The sequence below is a fragment of the Pseudofrankia saprophytica genome, from assembly GCF_000235425.2.
Taxonomy (GTDB): domain Bacteria; phylum Actinomycetota; class Actinomycetes; order Frankiales; family Frankiaceae; genus Pseudofrankia; species Pseudofrankia saprophytica.
Genome location: NZ_KI912266.1, coordinates 7,182,151 through 7,204,254, shown reverse-complemented (window position 1 = coordinate 7,204,254; position 22,104 = coordinate 7,182,151). Strand labels below are relative to the sequence as shown.

Here is a 22,104-nt window from a genome sequence, read left to right as displayed (position 1 = left end):
GCGCCAGCCTGGCACCCAAAGTTTGAACTCAGTATAATTTACCGTGTTGAGCAGTTCTAGCGCGGACCAGAGCGGACTGGCGAGCCGGGAGGTTGGAGAGTGATGGGTGACACACAGCCCTTCCGTTACGACGGGAAGCATGTCCTGGTAATCGGCGGCGCGACCGGCATGGGCGCCGCGGCCGCGCGGGCGGTCGCGGCCCTCGGGGCAGAGGTCACGGTGTTGGACCGCGCGCCCGTCGACTACTCCGTCGCGAAGGCGATCGAGGTCAACCTGATGGAGCGGGAGAGCATCGACGCCGCGCTCGACCAGGTGGCCGGACCGGTGCACGCGGTGTTCGCCGCCGCCGGCATCGGCGGCGGCGACGGGACGATGCGGGTCAACTTCATCTCGCACCGCCACCTGATCGAGAAGCTGATCGAGGACGGTCGGCTCGGCGCCGGCTCGGCGATCTGCTTCATCTCGTCGGTGGCCGGTCTCGGCTGGCAGAACCACCTGGACCGGCTCGTGGACTTCCTGGCGACGACCTCCTACGAGGACGCCGAGGCCTGGGTGCAGGCCCACGAGAAGACCGACACCTACATGTTCAGCAAGCAGGCCGTGAACGCCTACGTGGCCCGGCAGGCCTACCCGTTCGCCAGCAAGCACATCCGGATCAACGCGATCTGCCCCGGCCCGACCGACACCCCGCTCGCCCGGGCGAACGGCTGGGGTGGCTTCGACCAGCAGTACCGCGAGGCGACCGGGACGGAGCAGCTGCAGCCCGAGCAGATGGCCAACGTGATGGCCTTCCTGAACAGCGACGCCGCCTTCGGCATCAGCGGCGAGAGCCTCCTGGTCGACTACGGCCACGTGAAGGCCTCGATGGGCGGCTCGTGGGCGCCAGGCAAGCCGGTCATCGACTTCCTGATGTCCGAGACCACGATCTGACTCGGTCTGACCACGAGAGGCCCTCGGTCCCGCGGACGCCCCGACGTCAGCGGGAACGGGGGCCTCATGTCGGCCCTCTAGTGACCCTGGGGAGGGCGGCCGCCGAGTATGCGAAGGAAGATCATTTTCGCATACTCTTTGGCCCTTTAGGCGGGGCGCAGCGCCGCGAGCACCAACCGGACGTGCTCGCGCACGTCGTCCTCGTCCAGCGGCTTGTGCCCGACCATCAGTCGGAAGTAGAGCGGCGCGTACACCAGGTCGAGCACCACGTCGGGATCGGCGGGCCGAATCTCCCCGGCCGCGATGGCCGCCCGCACGATCGCGATGCCCTGGCGCCGCCGCGCGTTGATGTAGCCGTCGCGGAACGCCTCGGCGAGCTGCGGGTCGGACCGGCCGGCGGCGATCAGCGCCGCCATCGCGGTCCCGGTCGCGCCCCGGAACGCCGCGGTCATCATCAGCAGCCGGTCCTCGACCTGCTGTAGCTGGAAGTGCTCGGGGTAGGGCAGCAGGTCCGCGGACTCGCGCAGGAACGCCGACATGATCACCGCCGCGCGGTTGGGCCACCACTTGTAGATGGTCACCTTGCTCACGCCCGCCCGCGCGGCGATCGCCTCGACCGTCGTGGCCTCGAGCCCGCGTTCGACCAGCAGCGCGTACGCCGCGTCGAGGATCGCCGACTCGGCTCGTGCCGCCATGGCTGGCGCTCCTTTCTGTTGGCGCTGAGCTGCCCGGTTGACGCCGCGCTGCCCGGTTGATGCCGCGCTGGCCGGTTGACACGGCACCTGCCCGGTTGACACATTGAACTGAACGTTCAGTTCAGCCTAGCCGGACGGTGGGCAGTCATGGCATCGGTCACCGAGTACGCGTCGTTCGAGCTGCCCGTCACGCGGGTCGCCGAGGCCGGGCCGATGTCGGCCGAGGAACGGCAGGTCCGGCGCGATCTGGCCGCCGCGTACCGTCTGTGCGCGCTCTTCGGCTGGGACGACCTGATCTACACCCACATCTCGGCGCGGGTACCCGGCCTTGGCGGCCACTTCCTGGTCAACCCGCTCGGCCTTGGCTTCGACGAGATCACCGCGTCCAGCCTGGTGAAGATCGACCTGGACGGCACGGTCATCGGCGAGAGCCCGTTCCGGCCGAACGCGGCGGGCTTCGTCATCCACGGCGCGATCCACGCCGCCCGCGAGGACGCGCACGCCGTGGTGCATCTGCACACCGAGGCCGGCATGGCGCTCTCGACGCTGGCCGACGGGCTGCTTCCACTGACCCAGCACGCGATGCGCTTCCACGACCGGCTCGGCTACCACGACTACGAGGGCATCGCGCTCGCCTCGGGAGAGCGGGAGCGCCTGGTCAGCGACCTCGGCGACCACGCCGGCCTGATCCTGCGCAACCACGGGACGATCACGGTCGGCCGCAGCGTCGGGCACGCCATCACGGAGACCTTCTACCTGGAGAAGGCCGCGCGGGCGCAGCTTCTGGCGCTGTCCAGCGGGCAGCCGCTCACCATCCCGCCGCCGGAGGTCGTCGCGTTGACCGTCCGCCAGTGGCTGCGCGACCTCGCCGGCTCGCACGACCGCGAGTGGCCCGCGCTGCTGCGGAAGATCGAACGGCTCGACCCGTCCTACGCGGAATGACGCCCGTGCCTTCCGCGACGTTCCACGAGCTGTGGTCCGCGGCCGTGGCCGGCCACGGCGACCGGCTCTTCCTGCTCTTTCGCGACGACCACGCGATCAACGCGTACTCGTACGAGGAGTTCGACGAGGTCGTGGCCGAGACCGCCGGGACGCTGCGGGCCGCCGGGGTCGGGCCCGGCTCGTGCGTGCACCTCGCGCTCGCCAACTGCCCGGCCTTCGTCGCCGCCTGGCTCGCCGCCGCCCGGCTGGGCGCCTGGATCGTGCCCGCCGACCCGGCGTCGACGGCGCGCGACATCGCCTCCCAGGTCCGCCGGATCCGGCCGGCCGTCGCCCTGTGCGCCGCCGCCCGCGCGGACGCCTACCACGCGGGCGCCGCCGGCGCGGTTCCCGTGGTGGTCGAGCTCGCCGAGACGGCCGCCGACGTGGCACCGGGGGGCCCGCTCTCCGGCGGCGAGCCCGTCGCCGCCGCCGCGGCCGGCATCGGCCCGTCCGACCGGCTCGCGGTGATGTTCACGTCGGGCACCACGTCCGAGCCGAAGGGCGTCGTGCTGACGCAGGAGAACTACCGCACGGTCGGCACGGCCATGGCCGCGGCCGTGGGCCTGCGCCCCGAGGACCGCTGGCTCGTCACGCTGCCGCTCTTCCACGCGAACGCGCAGTACTACTGCTTCGCCCCGGCGATCGCGACCGGCGCCGCCGTCGCGCTCACCCACGCGTTCTCCGCGTCCCGCTGGTTGCGGCAGGCGGACGAGCTCGGCGTGACGCACGCGAGCCTGTTCGCGGCGCCGATCCGGATGATCCTCGCCCGCTGCCCGACCGAGCTCCCGCCGCTGCGGCTGCGGCACGTGTGGTTCGCGCAGAGCCTCGGGGAGCAGCACTACGAGCGGTTCGCCGCGATCGTCGGGTGCCGGCCCCGCCAGCTGTACGGGATGACCGAGACCATCGCCGCGGTCACCGGCGACACCAGCGTCCCGCTGCGGCACGACGTGATCGGCGAGCCGCTCGGCGACCGCGAGATCGCGGTGGTCGACCCGGTGGACGGCGGTCCCGCCGCCACGGGGGCGCCCGGCATGCTGCGGGTACGTGGGGTGCGCGGCGTGGACCTCTTCGCGGGCTACCTGGACGACCCGGCGACGAACAGCCGGTCGTTCACCGACCTTCCGGATGGGACGAGCTGGTTCACGACCGGGGACCTGGTGGCGGCCGACGCCGACGGGCGGCTGCGCTTCGTCGGCCGGCTCGACGACGTGATCAAGGTTTCCGGCGAGAACGTCAGCCTCACCGAGGTGGAGTCGGTCCTGGCGCAGGCGCCGGGCGTCCTGGAGGCCGCGGTGGTGGCCAGGCCGGACCCGACCCGCGACGTCGTTCCCGTCGCCTACCTCGTGCCGCGGGACGCGGGCGCCCCGCCCGACCTGAACGAGGTGGCGGCCTGGGCCACCGGCAACCTCCCGCCGGCGGCCCGCCCGCGCGAGTGGCATCTGATCGACGAGCTGCCGCGCACCAGCGTCGGCAAGGTCCGCCGGTTCCGGATCGGCTCGGCGTGAGCGGCCCGCCGTCAGCGCCAGTAGGGCGCCGTCGCCGCCATGGCCGCCTGCGGCAGCTCCAGCGGGCGGCGGCGCAGTTCCTCGTTCAGCACCTCCACGCTGACGAGCCCGTCGTAGCCGCGGTCGCGCAGCGTCCCGACGAACCGGGCCAGGTCCAGCTCGCCCTGACCCGGAAGCGCCCGCCGGTTCCCGGTCTCGCTCATCGCGTCGTCGGAGATCGGCGGCACCGCGTCGGCGAGCTGCACGTACGCGACGCGGTCGAGGGGGACCTGCTCGAGCTGCTCCCAGGGAGCGCCGCCGCGGAAGAAGTGCCAGCTGTCGATCAGCACGCCGGCCCGCTCCGGGCCCGCGGCCTCGACCACCTCGAGCGCCTCGTCGATCGACGTCACCCCGCCACCCGGGCTGAACTCCACCGCCAGCCGCGCTCCCACCTCGGCGAAGATGTCCGCGCTCCGCTTGAGAAGGTCCAGCGTCTGCCCGCCGAGCGGCGCGAGGAACGTCGCCACGACCCACTCGGCCCGTACGGCCGCCGCCGAGGTGGCGAGCCGGGCCGCGTGTCGGAGCACGACGTCGTCTCGCCCGGTGTACAGCAGCACCATCAGCTCGTGGCAGCGCAGCCCGACCTTGTCGAACGCGGCCGCGGCGGTCTCGTCCGCCCGGCCGACCACGAGCCCGAGCGCCGAGAAGCCGGCCGCCTGGGTCGCGTCGGCCATCGCGTCAGTGTCGACGTCCCACATCGTGTCGGGGCTCAGCGCGAACTCGACCGTCGCCATATGGTCTCCTCGAAATCGACCTCGGATATACCGTCGTACTATACTTCCTCACATGAGCGAAGAAAAGACGGGTCGGCTTGCCGGAAAGGTCGCCGTGGTCACCGGCGCCGGTTCAGGAATAGGGCACGCGACAGCCCTCCTCTTTGCACGTGAAGGTGCTCGCGTGGTATGCGCGGACATCAGTGGAAAAGAGAAGGACGTCGTTGCTGAGATCGGTGACGGAGCGGTCGCGGTTCATGTCGACGTATCACGGAACGATGACGTCGTACGAATGATCGAAACCGCCGAGCGCGAATTCGGCGGCCTCGACGTGCTGTTCAACAACGCCGGCTTCGGCGGCCCGCGCCGCCCGCTGGCCGAGTTCGACGAGGAGATCTTCGACGACGTCGTAGGGGTCAACCTCAAGGGCGTCTTCCTCGGCATGCGGCACGGCATCGAGGCCATGCTGCGCACCGGCGGCGGCTCGGTGGTCAACACGGCGTCCGTCACCGGCCTGGTGGGGATGAAGAACCAGGCGGTCTACGCGGCGGCCAAGGGCGGGGTCGTGCAGCTCACCAGGTCGGCCGCGCTCGACTACGCCACCAAGGGGGTGCGGGTGAACGCGATCTGCCCCGGCATGGTCTGGACGGGCCTCGCCGGCGGGGAGCCCGGCTCGACCCCGCCGGCCGACCTGATCCCGCCGCAGCCGATGAAGCGGTGGGGCATGCCGGAGGAACTGGCGGCCGCCGCGCTCTTCCTGGCGAGCGACGAGTCGTCGTTCATAACCGGCGTGCTGCTCCCGGTGGACGGCGGCTACACGGCCCGCTGAGTGATCCTGGGGACAATCGGACCTGCCAGCAGACCTGCCAGATCGCCTTCGGCGATCCGGCAGGAACCCCGGCTTCGCGATCCGGCGGGAACCCCGGCCGGGCGTGCGAAGAAGATCATTTTCGCACGCCCTTGGCCCTCCAGGGACCTACTTCCCGGCCAGCCGGGCGACGATCGGCGCGAACGCCTCCGCGTCGGACTGCTGGACGCTCACGTAGTTGACCCCGAAGGCCTCCCGCCGCAGCTCCAGCAGGTCGATGATCTCGTCGGCGGTGCCGGCCAGGACGTTGGGGTGGTTGCGCAGCTCGGAGGGCGGCATGCCCATCGCCTCGGCGACCGGCGCGAGCGCGCCCTCCGGGTCGTCGGTCACCCGGGTGAAGAACGGGGAGCCCTCGACGTCGAGCGTGGCGAACCGCTCGCCGGCCGCGTCCCGCACGTAGCCGATCCGGCGTTCCGCCTCCTGGTGCGGGGTCAGCCCGTCGTCGTTCACGGGTGTGAACGGCACGTTCGCGATGCTCGCGATGTCGGCCTGCCGGCCGGCGAGCGTCAGCACCCGCTTCTTCCCGCCGCCGATCATGATCGGCGGGTGCGGCCGCTGCACGGGCAGGGGCAGTCCGGCGTAGCCGCTCACCTCGACGAACTCGCCGTGCCGGTCCAGCTCCTCGCCCGCACAGTGCTCCTTGAACAGCGCGATCACCTCCTCGAGCTTGGTGATCCGCCGCGGCCCCGGCGCGAACTCCAGTCCCATCGCCCGGTACTCGGGCGCGCTCCACCCGGCGCCGATGCCGAACTCCAGCCGCCCGTCCGACAGCAGGTCGAGGGTGGCCGCCTCCTTCGCCAGCACGGCCGGCACGTGGTAGTCGACGCAGAAGACCCGGCAGCCGATCCGCAGCGTCTCGGTCACGGCCGCGGCGACGGCCATCGCGGTGATCGGCGCGAGATGCTGCGGCGGTTGGCGGGCCTCGCTGCTCGCCGGCCCACGACCCAGATAGTGGTCCGCCAGGAAGATCGTGGAGAACCCCAGGTCCTCGACCCGGCGGGCGAGCGTTCGCCACTCACCGCCGGAACGCGCCCTGGTCGCCTGCACCGCGAATCGGAAGGCCCTCGAACTCGCCATGATCGTGAACTCTAGAACAAGGGACTGCCGCCGGTCCACGATCGTTGACTCAGTCCGACTTCTGTGATCGTTTGGAGCTGGCGGGGCGGTCCGGGTCCGGGCTAGGGAAGCCAGGGCTGGCCGACGGCGGTCACAAGCCCCGCCGCGTCGAGCTGAAGCATCATCAGTTTGTCCGGAGCGGACGCGATCAGTTTCCGCAGGTCCGTGAGGTCGCCGGTCTCGTACTCCTCGGGTCCCACCGAGTACGTGACCCGGACCGTCGGCGCCAGCACGTACTCGCGGGTCTGGGTCCCGACGTCGTCGATCCGGTAACCGTCCAGGCAGGTCCCGGTGTCGTCTCCGGCCTGCGGAGCGCAGTGGACGTAGGCCTTCGGGTCGAGCCGGAGCACGGTGCCGTCGACGCTCGCCACCGTGCCGAGGTCGTGAACCTCGCCGAAGCCGGCGAGCGGTGGGTGCGCGTCCCGCGGCAGGGGCGAGTGGGACACCGACGCTGACGGAGGCGCCGCCGGCGATGACGCCGAAGATGAGGCCGGCGATGCCACCGGCGACCGGGATGGGGCGGGTGAGGGCGACGAGGGCGCCGAGGGCGACCCGGTGGGCTCGCTCGTGTCGCTGGAGCAGCCGGCGAGCACGGCTCCGGCGACGAGCATCCCGCCGAGCAACTTCGACAACCCGCTGATTCCCACGCCAATCATGACGAAAGACTAGTCGCGGGCCGGATCGGCCGCGCCCTCCAGACCAACGGAAGATCGCCTAGCGGCGCGAAACCGCTGGGTATCGAAGCCAGAACGGAGGCCCTCACGCCGAGACGGCGGCCCTCACGCCGATACGAAGACCCTCACGCGGAGACGGAGTAACCGCCGTTCACCGGGTAGGTCTGGCCGGTGATCCAGGACGCGAGCGGGCTCGCGAGGAACGTGACGAGGCCGGCCACGTCGTCGGGCCGTCCCAGCCGGGGAACCATGTACCGCTTGAGCTGGCGGCGCAGGCGGTCGGCCATCTCGGCCGACGTGCTGGCCATCTCCTCGAGCCCGAGAGTGTCCACGGTGGAGAGCGCCACGCTGTTGACCGTGATCCCCTGACCGCCGACCTCGCGGGCCAGCGCCCGCATGAACCCCGCGGCGCCCGCCTTGGCGGCCGAGTAGGGGGCCATGTTCGCCTCGCCGACGCGCCCGGCGTCGGAGACGATCGTGATGACCCGGCCCTCGCCGGCGGCGAGCATGTTGGGCAGCGCCACGCGGGTGCAGTTCAGCACCCCGTACAGGTTCACGGCGAAGTAGCGGTCCCAGTCGGCCGGCTCGGTGGTCGCGAACGCCCCGACGCTGACCGAGACCCCCTTGGAGCCTGCGGCCGGGTCCTTCACGTCCCAGCCGCCGGGTCCGGCGTTTCCGGCGTTGTTGACCAGGATGTCCACCGTGTCGGCGCCTATCGCCGCGGTCACGGCCGCGTAGTCCGAGACGTCGAAGGGGCGGGCCAGCGCGGAGCCGCCGGCGGCCTCGATCTCCTTGACGACCCCGTCCGCCCGGTCGGGCACGAAGTCGTTGACGAGCACCCTGGCGCCCGCCGCCGCGAGGGACAGGCAGACCGCCCGCCCCACGCCCTGCCCGCCGCCGGTGACGAGAGCCGTGCGCTCGCCGAGATCGATCGTGAAGCTCACGTGTATGCCTCTCTCAGGGCAGTAGATGTCAGCGCAGCAGGTCTCGGCGGGCAGACTCGGTTCTTCGGTTCCTCGCCGTCGAGCGCCGTTCACGGCGACGCCCGCCGCCTCGCATGACGAAGATCGCCAGGACTGTACCCAAATCCGAGTTCCGAGCCCTCGCTGGTTCGGATCCGGGTACAGATCTGCCGATCAAGCTCATGACGCGGGTGGTACGGCCGGGTCAGCCCTGGTCGAAGCGGCGCCAGGTCGCGTCAGGTGGCGGCACCGGCGATCTTGAGCTCGAGGATCTCGTCCTCGGAGTGGCCGAGCTCGCGCAGCAGGTCGTCGGTGTGCTCCGCGAACAGCGGCCCGCGGCTGGTCTCGGGTGGCTGGGAGTCGAACTGGACCGGGTTGGCGATCAGCCGGCGCTCCTTGCCCTCGCTGTCCAGGACCGGCCGGATGTAGCCGTTGGCCTCCATCTGGGGGTCGTCCAGGATGTCGAGCGGGCCCTGCACCGGAGCCCACGGACCTTCCATGGTCTGCAGGTGACTGCTCCAGTAGGCGAACGGCTTCTGGGCGATGGCCTCGGTGATGTACTGGCCGGCCGCGGTCGCGTTGGCCATGAGCTTCTGGGCCGTGTTGAAGCGTTCGTCGTCGATGAGCTCGTCCAGGCCGAGGTGGCGGCAGACGTCGGCGAAGTAACGGAACGGCTGGATCATGGTGAAGTTGATCCAGCGCCCGTCCGAGGTCCGGAAATGACCGACGGTGGGGTTCAACGGGGCGTTCGCCATCATCTCGTTGATGGATATCGGCGTCTTCTCGCCGCGGGTCAGCGCCGCGTTGCTGAGATCGAGCGCGAACGCCCACGCCCCGACGCTCATCAGCGAAACATCGATCACGGACGGCTCCCCGGTCGCCGCCCGGCCGTAGAGCGCGGCCGCGATACCGCCGGCGATCGTCATCCCGCCCATGGAATCGCCATAGGCGCCGCCCGGCATGGTGAGGACCCGCGGGCTGTCCGGCGGCGTCACACCCCAGGCACTGCCCATGCGGCACCAGAACGAGGAGCCGTCGTACCCGCCCTTCTCCGCCCACGGCCCGCGCTGGCCGTGCGCGCTCCCGCGCACATAGATGATGTCCGGATTGGCCTTGCGGATGTCCTCGAGCTCGATACCGAGCCGCCGGCGCGCGTCCGGGAGGAAGTTGGTGAGGAAGATATCCGCGTCCTTGACCAGCTCGAGCAGGACGGCGTATCCGGCGGGGTTCTCCAGGTCGAGGCCGATGCTGCGCTTGCCGCGGTTGGGATGCTCCATGATCGGGTGGAACGTGCCGTCCTTCGGGTGGTTCACCATCCCGCGCTGCGCGTCACCCCGCTCGGCATGCTCCACCTTGATCACGTCGGCGCCCCACTCGGCGAGGACTCCGCCGGCCGCCGGGGTGAACGTGAACTGGGCGACCTCGATCATCTTGACGCCTGCCATCGGCTGCTGCACTGATCCCCGGTCCTTCCTGCGAACGGCGTGGAAGCCGGCCGGACGCTGTGTGGGTCGGCGAACGGCTCGTCTCTGGACAACGTAGTTAGGCTGAGTACAAGAACGCAAGGGCTGGGTCCCGTGGGGGATGGGTTCGTAGCCGGCCGACTTCCGCGTGTGGTCGCCCCCGAGCCCGTGGTGAGTGCATGGCGAGCGCATGGTGCCTGTCGGCGACGTCGCGGGGTGGGTGACTCGTCTGGCGCGAGGGTGTCCCGGTGGCGGGGATGTGCTGGCGGTGCGGTCACTGGGTGATCGTGCGAGCACCTTTGGTGACGGCTCCCGCCGGCCCTGGCGGTGGCCCGCGCCGGCGTCCAGGCGTCCTGGCGGGGCGGGAGTTTGACGGCGAGGTCTTGTGTGACCTCCCGCCACCTGCTAAACATTACCCCTCAGATCTTGTACTCAGTACAAACCCGGCTCGGGGGCTGGGGGTCCGCGCCCGGGAGGAGTTGGCGTGTGGCCGGCGCGACCGCGGGCCATGGCCAAGCCCCGCCGTCCGGCGGCCAAGAAGACGATCTAGGGCCATCCGGGCTCCGAGCGAGCCCTACTCGCGTGGAGCCGCCGAAACCCCGCGGGTCATCGCGTCGAGCTCAAACGACCGTCGAAGCAGTCTCTAGCGCCATCTCGAAGCAAGTCGTACTTGGAAGGGAAGTCCCGGCGTGAAGAACAACAAGTTGATTTCGGTGACCGCTGCTGCCGGCCTGTTAGCGGCCCTGGTCGCGGCCTGTGGCGGTGGCGGCGACGACTCCAAGGGTGCGGACTCGGCGAGCGGCGGGCTCACCGGGTCACCCATCACCATCGAAGTGATCACGACCCTCACCAGCGTCACGCCCGGCACCGAGGCCTACCAGGCCGCGCAGGCAGCCGCCGCGGCGGTGAACGCGTCGGGGGGCATCAACGGGCACCCGCTCAAGGTGAAGGTGTGTGACGCCAAGGGCACCGAGAGCCCGACGGCCGCGACGACCTGCGCCCGCAACCTGGTCGCGGACAAGGACGTGATCGCGGAGGTCGGCGACTACCAGGCCTTCCCCGAGCAGACCAACACGATTCTGAACGCGGCGAAGGTGCCGAACATCGCCTCACAGCCGAGCTCCCAGTCGACTCTCTCCTCGCCGAACTCCTTCCCGCTCGCGGGCTCGGACGGCGCAGGCCTGGGGACCGTCCTGGCCGACAACGGTGCGAAGAACATCCAGGTCGCCTACACGAACGTCGCCGCGGCGGCCGCCGCGGTGGGATTCAACACGATCACGCTGCAGCAGGGCCGCGGCCTCAAGCTCATGGGCGGTATCCCGGTCGAGGTGACCGCCACCGACCTGACGCCGGTCGTGACCGCCGGGGCCAAGGGTGACGGCGTGGCGATGGCCATGATGCCGACCCACGTCGCCGCGTGGCTGAACGTGGCCAAGAGCGGGAACTTCACCCAGAAGCTGTCCGCCAGCGCGGGGTCGCTCACCGAGGACACCCTGAAGTCGCTCGGTACCAAGGCCAACGGTCTGCTCGTCGCGGCGGGCCTCCCGCTGGTGACCAGTGACATGCCGGGCATCAAGCGCTTCAGGGACGAGATGGCCAAGTACCAGCCGAAGGCGGACATCGACCAGGTCAGCCTCAACGCCTGGATGGGTACCTGGGCCTTCGCGCAGGTCGCGCGCACCATCAAGGGCGACGTCACCCGGGCCTCGGTGCTCGATGCCTTCGGCAAGCTCACGAACTTCAACGTGTTCGGCCTTCTGCCGGAGGGCTACACCACGACGAAGGACTTCGACTTCCCCGGGCTCGGCCGCCTCTTCAACCACCAGATCATCGAAGGTGTCGTGAAGGACGGCAAGCTCGTGCAGACGTCCGACGGTTACGTGCCCGTCTTCACGCCGAAGCCGTAACGATCACGATGCCCGAAAGCCGCGATGCCCGCGGGTCGGTGACGACCCGCGGGCAGGGGGTGGTCCAGTGATCCGTTTTCTTTTCCTCGGCCTGGGGCTGGGAGCCATCTACGCCCTGGCCGGTCAGGGCCTGGTCCTCATCTACCGAGGGTCCGGCGTCCTCAACTTCGCCCACGGCGCGTTCGCCGCCGTGGGCGCCCTCGCCTACTACGACCTGCACGTCAGTGCCGGTCTGCCAGTCGCGCCGTCGGTCGTGCTGGCACTACTCATCTCCGGCGCCGTCGGCACGCTCATGCACCTTCTGGTCATGCGCCCGCTGCGGCATGCCCCGCCGCTGACCAGGGTGATCGCGACCCTCGGCGTGATGGTCGTGCTGCAACAGCTCGGCCGAATAGTGTTCGGGACCTCGATCCGCATCGTGCCGTCGTTCCTGCCGACCAGGAGCGTCAGCCCCGTGGGCGGAGCGGCGGTGGGGCTGGACCGCTTCGTCCTGCTCGGTATCGCCATCGTGGTGTCGGCGACCCTCTGGCTGGTCTACCGGTACAGCAGGTTCGGCGCCATCACCTCGGCGGTGGCCGAGAACGAGCGCGGCGCGCAGCTCATGGGCCACTCACCCGACGTGATCGCTGTGATCAACTGGACCCTCGGCGCCATGCTCGCGGGCCTCGCGGGCATTCTCATCGCGCCGATCGCCGGGCTGGACATCAACACCCTCGTCCTGCTGATCATCCCGGCCCTGGCCACCGCCATGATGGCCCGGTTCGACTCCTTCGCCGGCGCCCTCCTCGCGTCGCTGGTCATCGGCATCTCCCAGTCCGAGATCACCAACTACGTGCACGCCTCGGGCTGGAGCGACGCCGTCCCGTTCCTGTTCGTCATCCTGGTGCTCGTCGCCCGGGGCCAGAGCCTGCCGCTGCGCAGCCACGTGAACGAGCTGCTCCCAGAGATCGGCACCGGGCGCCCGCGGCCGCGCTGGCTGGTGGTGGCCGTCGTGGCGATGGCGGTGCTGATCCTGGTCACGCCCACGACCTGGAACGACGCGCTGACCGCCACGACCATCGGGGCGATCATCTGCGTGTCGCTCGTGGTCGTGACCGGCTACGCCGGCCAGCTGTCCCTGGCGCAGTATGCGTTCGCCGGCTGGGGCGGCTACGTCGCCTCCCGGCTGGCCGCGGTGGCCGGCCTGCCGTTCCTGCTGGCACTGGTCATCGGTGTCGCCGCGGCCGTGCCCGTCGGGATCCTCATCGGGCTGCCGGCGCTGCGGACCCGCGGGATCCACCTCGCGATCGCGACCTTCGGCCTGGCCTACTCGTTCCAGAGCATCCTCTTCCAGAGCGTCCCGCTCACCGGGGGCCTCGAGGGTACGGTCGTCGATCCGCCGACGCTGTTCGGCTGGGACATCGACGCGGTCAACCACCCCAAGCGCTACGCCATCACCTGCCTCGTCGCGCTGGTGCTGGCCGGGCTGGTGGCCGGGAACATCAGGCGGGGGCGTTCGGGAAGACGGCTGGTGGCGGTCCGGGGGAACGAACGGGCGGCCGCCTCGCTGGGGATCAGCGTGTACGGCGCCAAGCTCTACGCGTTCGCCCTCTCGGCGGCGATCGCGGGGCTGGGCGGCGTCCTGCTGGCCTTCCAGACGACCTATGTCGACTTCAGCCAGTTCAACGTCTTCAACTCGATCGCCGTGATCATCAATACCGTGATCAGCGGCGTCGGGTTCCTGGTCGGCGGCGTCGCCGCCGGCCTCAGCATCGCTGGCGGCGTCACCCCCAAGATCTTCGGCGAGCTGATCACGAGCGGCTCGGCCAACCAGTACGTGACGCTCGGCCTCGCGGTGCTGCTGGTGCCGACCCTGATCCAGTACCCCAACGGCCTGGCGGCCTGGGTCGTCACCTGGAAGCTGCCGTGGGGGCGCCTTCCCTTCCGGCGCGCCACGTCGCCCGACGACGCCGGTGCCGCGGACGGAGCCGGCGTCACGACCGACGCGGACGGGGCCGACCCGAACGGGGCCGACCCGACCGCCGACGGCCCGAAGCCGGCGGCAGCGGACGACGCGACCGACGCGGCGCGCGTGGCGCTGCGGAAGGCCATGGCGAAGGCCACCCCCGCCGTGCCGCGCCGGGTCACGCCGCGGGTGCTGGAGGTGGAGGACGTCTCGGTCCGTTTCGGCGGGGTGCAGGCGCTCGACGGCGTGTCCATCCAGGTGCGTCCGGGCGAGATCGTCGGCCTGATGGGGCCGAACGGCGCCGGCAAGACGACCTTCATCGACGCGGTCACCGGCTTCAACCGCATCCAGGACGGGAAGATCCTGGTGGACGGTGTCCGGATCGACGGCCTGAACGCCCGCCGCCGTGCTCGCCTGGGTGTCGGGCGGACCTTCCAGTCGCTCGAGCTGTTCGACCAGCTGACGGTGCTGGAGAACCTGCGTACCGCCTCCGACCCGCGCGACTCGGCCGCTTACCTGACCGACCTGGTGCGGCCGCGGCACACCGAGCTGACGCCGGCCGCCCGGTCGGCGATCGAGATGTTCGAGCTGGCGAAGGATCTGCGCCGGGTGCCCTCCGAGCTGCCCTACGGCCGCCGCCGGCAGGTCGCGATCGCCCGGGCCATCGCGACCGAGCCGTCGATCCTGCTGCTCGACGAGCCGGCCGCCGGGCTGCACGAGACGGAGACCCAGGAGCTGTCCGACCTGCTGCTGCGGCTGGTCGACGAGTGGGGCATCGGCGTGCTGCTCGTCGAGCACGACGTCCCGATGCTCAACCGGGTGTGCGACCGCCTCGTGGTCATGGACTTCGGCAAGGTCATCGCGACCGGGACACCGGCCGAGATCCGCGTCGACCCGCGGGTGGTCGCCGCCTATCTCGGCGAGGAGCGCGCGGCGGAGCCGGAGGGCGAGCGCGCGCAGGAGCCCGTCGGGGAGGCGCGCGTCCAGGACGAGCGCCCGCAGGAGGTGGTCAGCGATGCCCGATGAGTCCACGGCGGTGCTGCGGGCACGGGGCCTGTTCGCCGGCTACCGGCGGATCCCGTGCGTGCGGGACGTCAGCCTCGACGTGTATCCGGGCGAGATCGTCGTCGTGCTCGGACCGAACGGCGCCGGCAAGACGACGACGCTGTTGACCCTTGCCGGGGCGCTTCCCGGCCTCGGCGGGGAGGTCCACTGGCGGGGCAACCCGACGAAGGCGTCGCTGCACCGCCGGGTGCGCGACGGCCTGGGCGTGATCCCGGAGGAGCGCTCGGTCATCTCCCGGCTCTCGGTGCACGACAACCTGCGCATCGGCCAGGGGCCCGTGGAGCAGGCCCTGGAGCTGTTTCCCGAGCTCAGGCCGCTGTTGCGCCGGCGGGCCGGCCTGCTGTCAGGGGGCGAGCAGCGGATGCTCCTGACGGCCAGGGCGCTGGCGGCCGAGCCCGCGGTCCTGCTCGCCGACGAGCTCTCCCTGGGGCTGGCCCCCAAGCCCGTCGCCAGGCTCATGCAGGCCCTGCGGGCGGCGGCGGAACGGGGCGCGGGCGTGCTGCTCGTCGAGCAGCACGCCCGGCAGGCGCTGGCCGTCGCCGACCGGGCATACATCCTGCAGCGCGGGAGCGTGGTCTGGTCGGGCTCGGCCGACGAGGCGAGGCAGAACCTCCACCAGGTCGAACGTGCCTACCTGGGGCAGGACGTCGACGCCTGACCAGCGGATTCGGGCCGCCCGCCACTGGCGGGCGGCCCGAATCGTAGTTAAACTGAGTTTAAATACCGACAGTGCCGACTGTGGAGCACGGAAGGTCGCGTGCCGATGCACAAAGAAGACATGATCCTGGTCAGTATCGATGATCATTCGATCGAGCCGCCCGACATGTATGAAAGGCACGTTCCAGCCAAGTACCGGGACCAGGCACCGAAGGTCATCCGCAACGCCGACGGGATCGACCAGTGGGTCTTCCAGGGCGCGGCGACGTCGACGCCGTTCGGCATGGCCGCCACGGTCGGCTGGCCGGCCGAGGAGTGGGGCCGTGACCCCGGCACCTACACCGAGCTGCGGCCCGGGTGCTTCGACCTGAACGCCCGGATCGACGACATGAACGCCAACGGCGTGCTCGCGTCGATGTGCTTCCCCAGCATGGCCGGCTACAACGCCAGGACGTTCGCCGAGGCGCCGGACAAGCAGCTCTCTCTGATCATGCTCCAGGCCTACAACGACTGGCACATCGACGAGTGGTGCGCCGGTGCTCCCGGCCGGTTCATCCCGATCGGGATGCTGCCGATGTGGGACCCCGAGCTCGCGGCGGCGGAGGTCCGCCGGCTCGCGGCGAAGGGCTGCCCGGCGGTCAGCTTCCTGGAGGCCCCGCACGCGCAGGGATACCCGAGCCTCCTGTCCGGTCACTGGGACCCGCTGCTGAACGCCGTCGTCGAGACCGGAACGGTGCTCTGCCTGCACATCGGCGGCGGCATGGGCCTGCTCAAGCTGCCGAAGGAGGCCCCGGCGGACCACTCGATCATCCTGTCCACGCAGATCATGACCCTGGTCGCGCAGGACCTGATCTTCGGCGGGGTGCTCCTGAAGTACCCGACCCTCAAGATCGCCTTCTCCGAGGCCGGGATCGGCTGGATCCCGTTCTACCTCGAGCGGGCCGACCGGCACGTGAAGAACCAGCTGTGGCTGCGGAACGACTTCGGCGGCCGGCTGCCGTCGGAGATCTTCCGTGAGCACGTCCTGGGCTGCTTCATCACCGACCCGATCGGGCTGAAGAACCGGCACGAGATCGGCATCGACATCATCGCGTGGGAGTCCGACTACCCGCACACGGACACGACCTGGCCCGAGTCGCCGGAGATCCTCTGGAGCGAGCTGGTCGACGCGGCGGTGACCGAGGAGGAGACCCACAAGATCACCTGGCAGAACGCCTGCCGGTTCTTCGGTTTCGACCCCTTCACCGCGATTCCGCGCGAAGAGGCCACGGTCGGCGCGCTGCGGGCGCGGGCGCATAACGCGCACGTCGACACCACCCGGATGTCCAAGAACGAATGGCGGCGGCGCAACGAGGCGGCCGGGATCGGAGTGCTCGTCCCATGAGCGCGACTGGCGGCGGCGAGGGACAGCTCGCCGGCAAGGTGGTGGCGGTAACCGGCGCGACCAGCGGGTCCGGCCTGGCGATCGCCAGGCGGTTCGCGGCCGAGGGCGCCTCCGTCGTCCTGTTGGCACGGGGGGCGGACCGGCTGAAGGCGCTGGAGGAGGAGTTAGGGCCGCGCGCCGTCGGCGTGACGACCGATGTTGGCGACCCGGACAGCGTGCGCGCCGCGTTCGAGGCCATCGAGGCGCAGTTCGGGAAGCTCGACGTCCTCATCAACAACGCCGGCCTGCACCGCCCGTGCCCGTTCGAGGCGCTCACCGACGACGACATCGGCCGGGTGGCGCGCACCAACCTGCTGGGCCCGGTCTACACGTGCCGGGCGGCGATTCCCCTGCTGCGGGCCGCGGGCGGCGGCGACATCATCAACACCTCGTCCGAGGTGACCCTCGAAGTGTTCCCGTACGAGTCCATCTACAAGGCGACCAAAGCGGGTCTGGAGGCGCTCGGCCAGGCCCTGGGCCTGGAGTTCGAGAAGGAGGAGATCCGGGTCACGACCCTCATCCAGGGCGTGGCGCTCGGCGAGGGCGGCGGTTCGACCGACTGGGAGGACAGCGGGGAGCACACCCATCTGGTGTGGCCGCGTCTCCAGGCGGAGGGAACGGTCAACCGGGTGATCGGAAAGCACGGCGGAATGACCGTCGAAAGCGTGGCCGACGTCCACGTCTTCATCGCCACCCGACCTCGTGGCCAGAAGCTCGACGTCGTCCGCGCCCGCAGCTACTAGTGATCCCAGAGGAAATGGCCGACGGGCATGCGAAAGAAGATCGTTTTAGCATGCCCTTTGGCTCTTAGGGCGATTGGTGCCGGAGATTCTTTAGTGGCCGAGTTCTATGACGCCCTGCCGGTGGACTTCATCGAGCCGGGCGAGACGACGACTGTCGACGTGGATGGCTTCCCGGTGGCGGTCGCCAACGTGGACGGCGAGTTCTACGCCTTCCAGAACCTTTGCCCCCACCAGGGCAGCAAGCTGGGTGGGCGCGCACTGGACGAGGGCTGTTTCATCATCTGCCCCACACACGCCAGCAGGTATGACGTGCGTTCTGGCGCCTGTGTCCGGCCCTCGTCCTCAGACGGATTCAACCAGGATCTGATGGTCTTCCCCACCCGTGTTCAGGACGACGTCGTCCAGATCCAGATCTGACGCAAGAAGACAAGAAGATGAGTGGAACCGCCGGCCGGGCGTCAGAGCGAGAGGGTGCTGTCCGGATGCAGCCCCGCGAGCACGATGGCCGTCCGGCGGTGCAGGGCAAGATTGAGTCGACCGGTCCGGCCCTGGGCCCATTCCAGAATGGAGTCCAGCACCAGGGCCTCCAGGATCTGCGCCATCTCGGCCGGCTCGACCTGGTCGGTCACCTCGCCTTCCTTCTGCGCTCGCGCGAACAGCGTCTCGAAGGCCTCGGCGAAGGCCGGGTCAGGGGGAGGTATCTCGCTGTCGGGCCGGCGAGGGCGTCGGAACTCGGCGAGAGCGCGGATGACGGCCGCCGGGTCGGCGGCCTTGATGTTGCGTGCCAGCGCGTTCATGAGGGAACGCAGCGACTCCTCGAGACCCCGATTCGCCTTGATGCAGCGGGCCGCCTCCTCGCTGAGGACGGAGGCGGTCTCGTAGCCCATTTCGAGAAGAATTTCCTCCTTATGGGCGAAGTGGAAGTAGAAGGTCCCCTTCGTGACTCCGGCGGCTTGGGCAATCTCCTCGGCCGTCGTTTCTTCGATCCCGGTCTCGAAGCCTCGCTCGGACCACAGGCGCAGTGCGGCACGCACCAAGCGGCGTCGAGTTTCGCGGGAGCGCGCCTGCATAAGGCGGGCCCGCCGCGGTGTGGGTGGGGTAGTCATTGACCAAATATACCGGCGTGGTCACCCGCCGCGTCACGCGACCCGGCCGAAAAGAGCGGGCGCGTGGCCGGCCTCAGCCCCTTGGTGGCGGCACGCCCCGGGAGGACGGCGCCCCACCGAGCGTCCCGGCGCGGCTGGCGGCGCCCATGTCGGGCCCCGGTTGTCGCCCTGGTGGAGCCGGTCGCGGTGAAGTGCGTCACGGCCGGCGCGGGGCAATCGTATGAGCGATTCGTGTGACGTCGTCGTGACGCGCACCCTGGCGTGGGGAGTTGTCCGTGGCTGATCGGGTCCCGTTGGTGGACTATCTGGTTCTCTCCGACGATCCCCATCTTGTCGCCCACGAGTGCGAACGGTGCGGGGCGCGATTCTTCGACCGACGCAACGCGTGCGCCTCGTGCGGGGCCATCGGTTTCCACCAGGTCGACATCCCGAGAAAGGGAACGCTGCTCACCTACACGATCGTGTCGACCGCCGGGCCGGGAATTCAGGTGCCGTTCGTCGCCGCCGTCGTCGACTGCGGCGGCACGATCGTGCGCGGAAACATCGTGAATGTCCAGCCCGATCCAGGGCAGGTGCGGACGGGTATGGAGGTGCGGCTGACCACCGTCTCCGTGGGCACGGACGGCGTGGGCGTCGAGGCCGTCGGTTACGGGTTCGAGCCCGCTTAGGCGGGCTCGCCAAGACGAAAGGAATGTCCGCCGTGACCCAGGACGTCTGGATCCTCGGGATCTCGATGACGAAGTTCGGCAAGCACCGGGACAAGGACACGGTCGACCTGGCCTCCGAGGCCGCGCTCGCCGCGTTCGGCGACGCCGGGGTCGGGATCACCGACATCGACGTGCTCGCCGCCGGCAGCCTGATGGCGGGGACCTCCGCCTTTGGCCAACAGCTGCAGAAGCAGATCGGTCAGACGGGAATCCCGGTCTACAACGTCGCCAACGCCTGCGCGACGGGCGCGACCGCGCTGCGTACCGTGATCATGGCGATCAAGGCGGGGGAGGCCGACCTCGGCCTGGCCGTCGGGGTCGAGAAGCTCTCCGGCGCCGGGCTGTTGGGCCCCGTCAACCGTCGGAAGGAAAGCGACACCTGGGTGCCGGACGGCCGTTTCGGCGCGCTCACCTCGCTGGACGGCAGGGTCGGCACCGACTCGATGCCGGGGGTGTTCGCCCAGATCGGCCTGGAGTACGGGCACCGGTATGGGGGAGCCAACTTCGAGCTGTTCGCCAGGATCTCCGAGAAGAACCACGCGCATTCGACGCTGAACCCCCTGGCGGCCTATTCGAAGCGGTTCACCCTCGAAGAGATCATGAATGATGTCATGATCGCCTACCCGAACACCCGGCCGATGTGCTCGGCGAACTGCGACGGCGCCGCGGCGGCGGTCGTGGTCAGCGACAGCAAACTGCGGACGCTGTCCCTCGAGCAGCGCCGGCGCGCCGTGAAGATCAGCGCGTCGGTGCTCACCAGCGACCCCTGGCGCGAGGGCTGCCAGGTGCTGCCGGACGTCAACACGCTGACCCGGCAGGCGGCGACCCGGGCCTACGAGCAGGCCGGCATCGGCCCGGAGGACCTCGACCTCGTCGAGCTGCACGACTGCTTCGCCACGGCCGAGCTGGTGCACTACGACAACCTGATGCTGTGCCCAGAGGGCGGCGCGGTCGACTTCTTCAACTCGGGCGCGACCTGGCGTGACGGCAAGACGCCGGTGAACGTCAGCGGCGGGCTGGAGTCCAAGGGGCACCCGATCGCGGCGACCGGCATCGCGAACGTCTGGGAGATCTGCCACCACCTGCGCGGCGAGGCCGGGGACCGCCAGATCGAGGGGGCCAGGGTCGGCCTCGCCCACGTCATAGGACTCGGCAGCGCCTGCGGCGTGCACGTCCTGGAAAAGGCGGCTGCCTAAGGAATCGCACGGAATTCCCACCAGCAAGAAGGCGCCCGGCACTGAACCTTGCCGGGCGCCCTTTCCCATATCAGCAGAGAGTTGAAAACGTGTTAGTGCACTTACGTCGACGTGGCTGGGCGGCGGTCGCCGCGGCCGGCGTCGTGATTCCCCTCGCTGTGGCCGGTTGCTCGAAGTCCGACCAGGCGACCGGCAACGCGGCCTGCGGCAGCCCAGGGGTGACCCCGACCGAGGTGAAGGTCGGGTTGGTCTATCCCGACAGCGGCGCCATCGCTGTCGGGTTTCGTTTTGCCCGCAGCGGCGTGCAGGCCCGGGTCGCCCTCGCGAACGCGTCGGGCGGCGTCAACGGACGCAAGATCGTCCTCGATTGGCGCGACGACCAGGGGAGCACGAACGGGTTCACCCTCGCCGCCCAGGACCTGCTGACGCACGCCGGGGTCTTCGGACTTCTCGCCGAGAGCATCGTCGTCTCCGGCTCGGCGGACCAGCTGGACAAGGACGGCATACCGATCGCTGGCCTGCCCGGCGAGGAGGCGTGGACGCAGCACCGGAACATGTTCACGTTCGGCTCGCTGCAGTCGGCCGGTTCCGCCATCACCACGTTTGGGCTCTACGCGCGGCGCTTCGGCGCGACGAAGGTGGCTCTGGTCTACAACGACACGATGTCACAGTCGGCGCAGGGACTGGTCAAGCTGTTCACGGAGAGCCTGCGGTCCCAGGGCATCGCGGTGGCGGATTCGATCGTCTACACGGCCGGGGTCACCAGCCCTGCCAAGGTTGTCACCCAGGTCGAGGCGAGCAACGCGGACGCTCTCGTCAGCATTCTGTCGGCCGACGACTTCCTCCCCGTCTACACCGCGGCCAAGCAGGCTGGGCTGACGTTCAAGGTCACGCTCACCACCTCCGGCTACGACTCACAGCTCCTCGCCACGCAGGGCGCCAATATGGCTGGGATGTCGGTCCTGACGCCGCACATTCCCTTCAGCGCGGACTCACCCGCGCTGCGCACCTACCGGCAGGCGATGAGCGACTACGCGCCGGAGCTGGGCCAGACTGACAACGAGGTCGCGCTCGCCGCCTACATCACGACGGACGAGTTCCTCCACGGCCTGGAGCTCGCCGGAGCCTGCCCGACCCGCGACGCCTTCATCGACAACCTGCGGGCGGAAAAGAACTACAACGCGGGCGGCCTGATCCCCACCACCGATCTCAGCCGCTTCGGCGAGGCCAACCTCTGTTACAGCTTCGTCCGGGTCAACCAGGCCGGGACCGCCTTCGACGTCGTGCCCAGCTCCGACGGGCCCGACCCCAACCAGTGGTGCGGCACCCGGCTCGGTACCGGCTAGCTCGGCGGCCTTTCATCGGGTGGCCCGCACCAGGTTGCCCGCACGGGGCTCGATGGTCAGGAT

Annotated in this window: 20 protein-coding genes; 13 read left to right on the top strand and 7 right to left on the bottom strand. The window is 70.0% G+C overall.

The features are described from left to right. Positions 1-102: 102 nt before the first annotated feature. Positions 103-930, top strand: a complete 828-nt coding sequence (locus FRCN3DRAFT_RS0230320; protein WP_007509812.1) for an SDR family oxidoreductase — start codon at positions 103-105, stop codon at positions 928-930. 146 nt (positions 931-1,076) lie between these two features. On the opposite strand, the gene FRCN3DRAFT_RS0230315 is transcribed toward FRCN3DRAFT_RS0230320, so the two are convergent. Beyond that, complete coding sequence (locus FRCN3DRAFT_RS0230315) at positions 1,077-1,625, bottom strand: TetR/AcrR family transcriptional regulator (RefSeq protein WP_007509811.1); 549 nt, start codon at positions 1,623-1,625, stop codon at positions 1,077-1,079. Positions 1,626-1,772: 147 nt separating this feature from the next. Here FRCN3DRAFT_RS0230315 and FRCN3DRAFT_RS0230310 point away from each other — a divergent pair, with 147 nt between their 5' ends. Both FRCN3DRAFT_RS0230310 and FRCN3DRAFT_RS0230305 read left to right on the top strand, forming a co-directional pair. Then, on the top strand, positions 1,773-2,567 hold the full coding sequence (locus tag FRCN3DRAFT_RS0230310) for a class II aldolase/adducin family protein (protein ID WP_007509810.1): 795 nt from the start codon (positions 1,773-1,775) through the stop codon (positions 2,565-2,567). Continuing rightward, a complete protein-coding gene (locus tag FRCN3DRAFT_RS0230305; RefSeq protein WP_007509809.1) occupies positions 2,564-4,111 on the top strand; it encodes a class I adenylate-forming enzyme family protein in 1,548 nt (515 codons plus the stop codon). The genes FRCN3DRAFT_RS0230310 and FRCN3DRAFT_RS0230305 overlap by 4 nt, the downstream gene beginning before the upstream one ends. Positions 4,112-4,122: 11 nt before the next feature. Here FRCN3DRAFT_RS0230305 and FRCN3DRAFT_RS0230300 read toward each other — a convergent pair whose 3' ends face one another. Then, entirely contained in the window at positions 4,123-4,884 is a 762-nt protein-coding gene (locus FRCN3DRAFT_RS0230300; protein ID WP_007509808.1) for a sugar phosphate isomerase/epimerase family protein, read from the bottom strand. A 52-nt stretch (positions 4,885-4,936) separates the two neighbouring features. Here FRCN3DRAFT_RS0230300 and FRCN3DRAFT_RS0230295 point away from each other — a divergent pair, with 52 nt between their 5' ends. After that, entirely contained in the window at positions 4,937-5,692 is a 756-nt protein-coding gene (locus FRCN3DRAFT_RS0230295; protein ID WP_035925402.1) for an SDR family NAD(P)-dependent oxidoreductase, read from the top strand. A gap of 147 nt (positions 5,693-5,839) precedes the next feature. Here the strand turns inward: FRCN3DRAFT_RS0230295 and FRCN3DRAFT_RS0230290 are convergent, their stop codons facing one another. The 4 genes from FRCN3DRAFT_RS0230290 to FRCN3DRAFT_RS0230275 all read right to left on the bottom strand — a co-directional run bounded on the left by FRCN3DRAFT_RS0230290 (position 5,840) and on the right by FRCN3DRAFT_RS0230275 (position 9,940). Then, the gene (locus FRCN3DRAFT_RS0230290; protein ID WP_027141080.1) at positions 5,840-6,808 is read right to left on the bottom strand and encodes a TIGR03621 family F420-dependent LLM class oxidoreductase; all 969 of its coding nucleotides are present in this window, start codon (positions 6,806-6,808) and stop codon (positions 5,840-5,842) included. Positions 6,809-6,909: 101 nt separating this feature from the next. After that, positions 6,910-7,293, bottom strand: a complete 384-nt coding sequence (locus FRCN3DRAFT_RS56665; RefSeq protein ID WP_007509802.1) for a hypothetical protein — start codon at positions 7,291-7,293, stop codon at positions 6,910-6,912. 353 nt (positions 7,294-7,646) lie between these two features. After that, on the bottom strand, positions 7,647-8,465 hold the full coding sequence (locus tag FRCN3DRAFT_RS0230280) for an SDR family NAD(P)-dependent oxidoreductase (protein WP_007509798.1): 819 nt from the start codon (positions 8,463-8,465) through the stop codon (positions 7,647-7,649). 254 nt (positions 8,466-8,719) lie between these two features. Further along, the gene (locus FRCN3DRAFT_RS0230275) at positions 8,720-9,940 is read right to left on the bottom strand and encodes a CaiB/BaiF CoA transferase family protein (RefSeq protein ID WP_007509796.1); all 1,221 of its coding nucleotides are present in this window, start codon (positions 9,938-9,940) and stop codon (positions 8,720-8,722) included. A gap of 695 nt (positions 9,941-10,635) precedes the next feature. Here FRCN3DRAFT_RS0230275 and FRCN3DRAFT_RS0230270 point away from each other — a divergent pair. From FRCN3DRAFT_RS0230270 to FRCN3DRAFT_RS0230245, 6 genes are all read left to right on the top strand, one after another. Beyond that, the gene (locus FRCN3DRAFT_RS0230270) at positions 10,636-11,853 is read left to right on the top strand and encodes an ABC transporter substrate-binding protein (protein WP_007509794.1); all 1,218 of its coding nucleotides are present in this window, start codon (positions 10,636-10,638) and stop codon (positions 11,851-11,853) included. Positions 11,854-11,920: 67 nt separating this feature from the next. Then, positions 11,921-14,824 (top strand): branched-chain amino acid ABC transporter permease/ATP-binding protein, encoded by a 2,904-nt coding sequence (locus tag FRCN3DRAFT_RS0230265; protein WP_007509792.1) that lies wholly within the window; start codon positions 11,921-11,923, stop codon positions 14,822-14,824. Further along, positions 14,814-15,521, top strand: coding sequence for an ABC transporter ATP-binding protein (locus FRCN3DRAFT_RS0230260; RefSeq protein WP_007509790.1), 708 nt, complete (start codon positions 14,814-14,816; stop codon positions 15,519-15,521). Before FRCN3DRAFT_RS0230265 ends, FRCN3DRAFT_RS0230260 begins: the two co-directional genes overlap by 11 nt. Before the next feature lie 105 nt (positions 15,522-15,626). After that, a complete protein-coding gene (locus FRCN3DRAFT_RS0230255) occupies positions 15,627-16,904 on the top strand; it encodes an amidohydrolase family protein (RefSeq protein ID WP_007509788.1) in 1,278 nt (425 codons plus the stop codon). Beyond that, on the top strand, positions 16,901-17,686 hold the full coding sequence (locus FRCN3DRAFT_RS0230250; protein WP_007509786.1) for an SDR family oxidoreductase: 786 nt from the start codon (positions 16,901-16,903) through the stop codon (positions 17,684-17,686). Before FRCN3DRAFT_RS0230255 ends, FRCN3DRAFT_RS0230250 begins: the two co-directional genes overlap by 4 nt. A 93-nt stretch (positions 17,687-17,779) precedes the next feature. After that, positions 17,780-18,103 (top strand): Rieske (2Fe-2S) protein, encoded by a 324-nt coding sequence (locus FRCN3DRAFT_RS0230245; protein WP_007509784.1) that lies wholly within the window; start codon positions 17,780-17,782, stop codon positions 18,101-18,103. 41 nt (positions 18,104-18,144) lie between these two features. On the opposite strand, the gene FRCN3DRAFT_RS0230240 is transcribed toward FRCN3DRAFT_RS0230245, so the two are convergent. Then, the gene (locus tag FRCN3DRAFT_RS0230240; protein WP_007509782.1) at positions 18,145-18,756 is read right to left on the bottom strand and encodes a TetR/AcrR family transcriptional regulator; all 612 of its coding nucleotides are present in this window, start codon (positions 18,754-18,756) and stop codon (positions 18,145-18,147) included. Between the two features lie 311 nt (positions 18,757-19,067). On the opposite strand from FRCN3DRAFT_RS0230240, the gene FRCN3DRAFT_RS0230235 reads away from it, so the two are divergent. The 3 genes from FRCN3DRAFT_RS0230235 (at position 19,068) to FRCN3DRAFT_RS0230225 (ending at position 22,041) form a co-directional block, all read left to right on the top strand. Next, a complete protein-coding gene (locus FRCN3DRAFT_RS0230235; protein WP_007509781.1) occupies positions 19,068-19,460 on the top strand; it encodes a Zn-ribbon domain-containing OB-fold protein in 393 nt (130 codons plus the stop codon). Positions 19,461-19,492: 32 nt separating this feature from the next. Further along, positions 19,493-20,695, top strand: a complete 1,203-nt coding sequence (locus tag FRCN3DRAFT_RS0230230; protein WP_007509778.1) for a thiolase family protein — start codon at positions 19,493-19,495, stop codon at positions 20,693-20,695. 89 nt (positions 20,696-20,784) lie between these two features. After that, positions 20,785-22,041, top strand: coding sequence for an ABC transporter substrate-binding protein (locus tag FRCN3DRAFT_RS0230225; protein WP_007509776.1), 1,257 nt, complete (start codon positions 20,785-20,787; stop codon positions 22,039-22,041). Positions 22,042-22,104 lie beyond the last annotated feature (63 nt).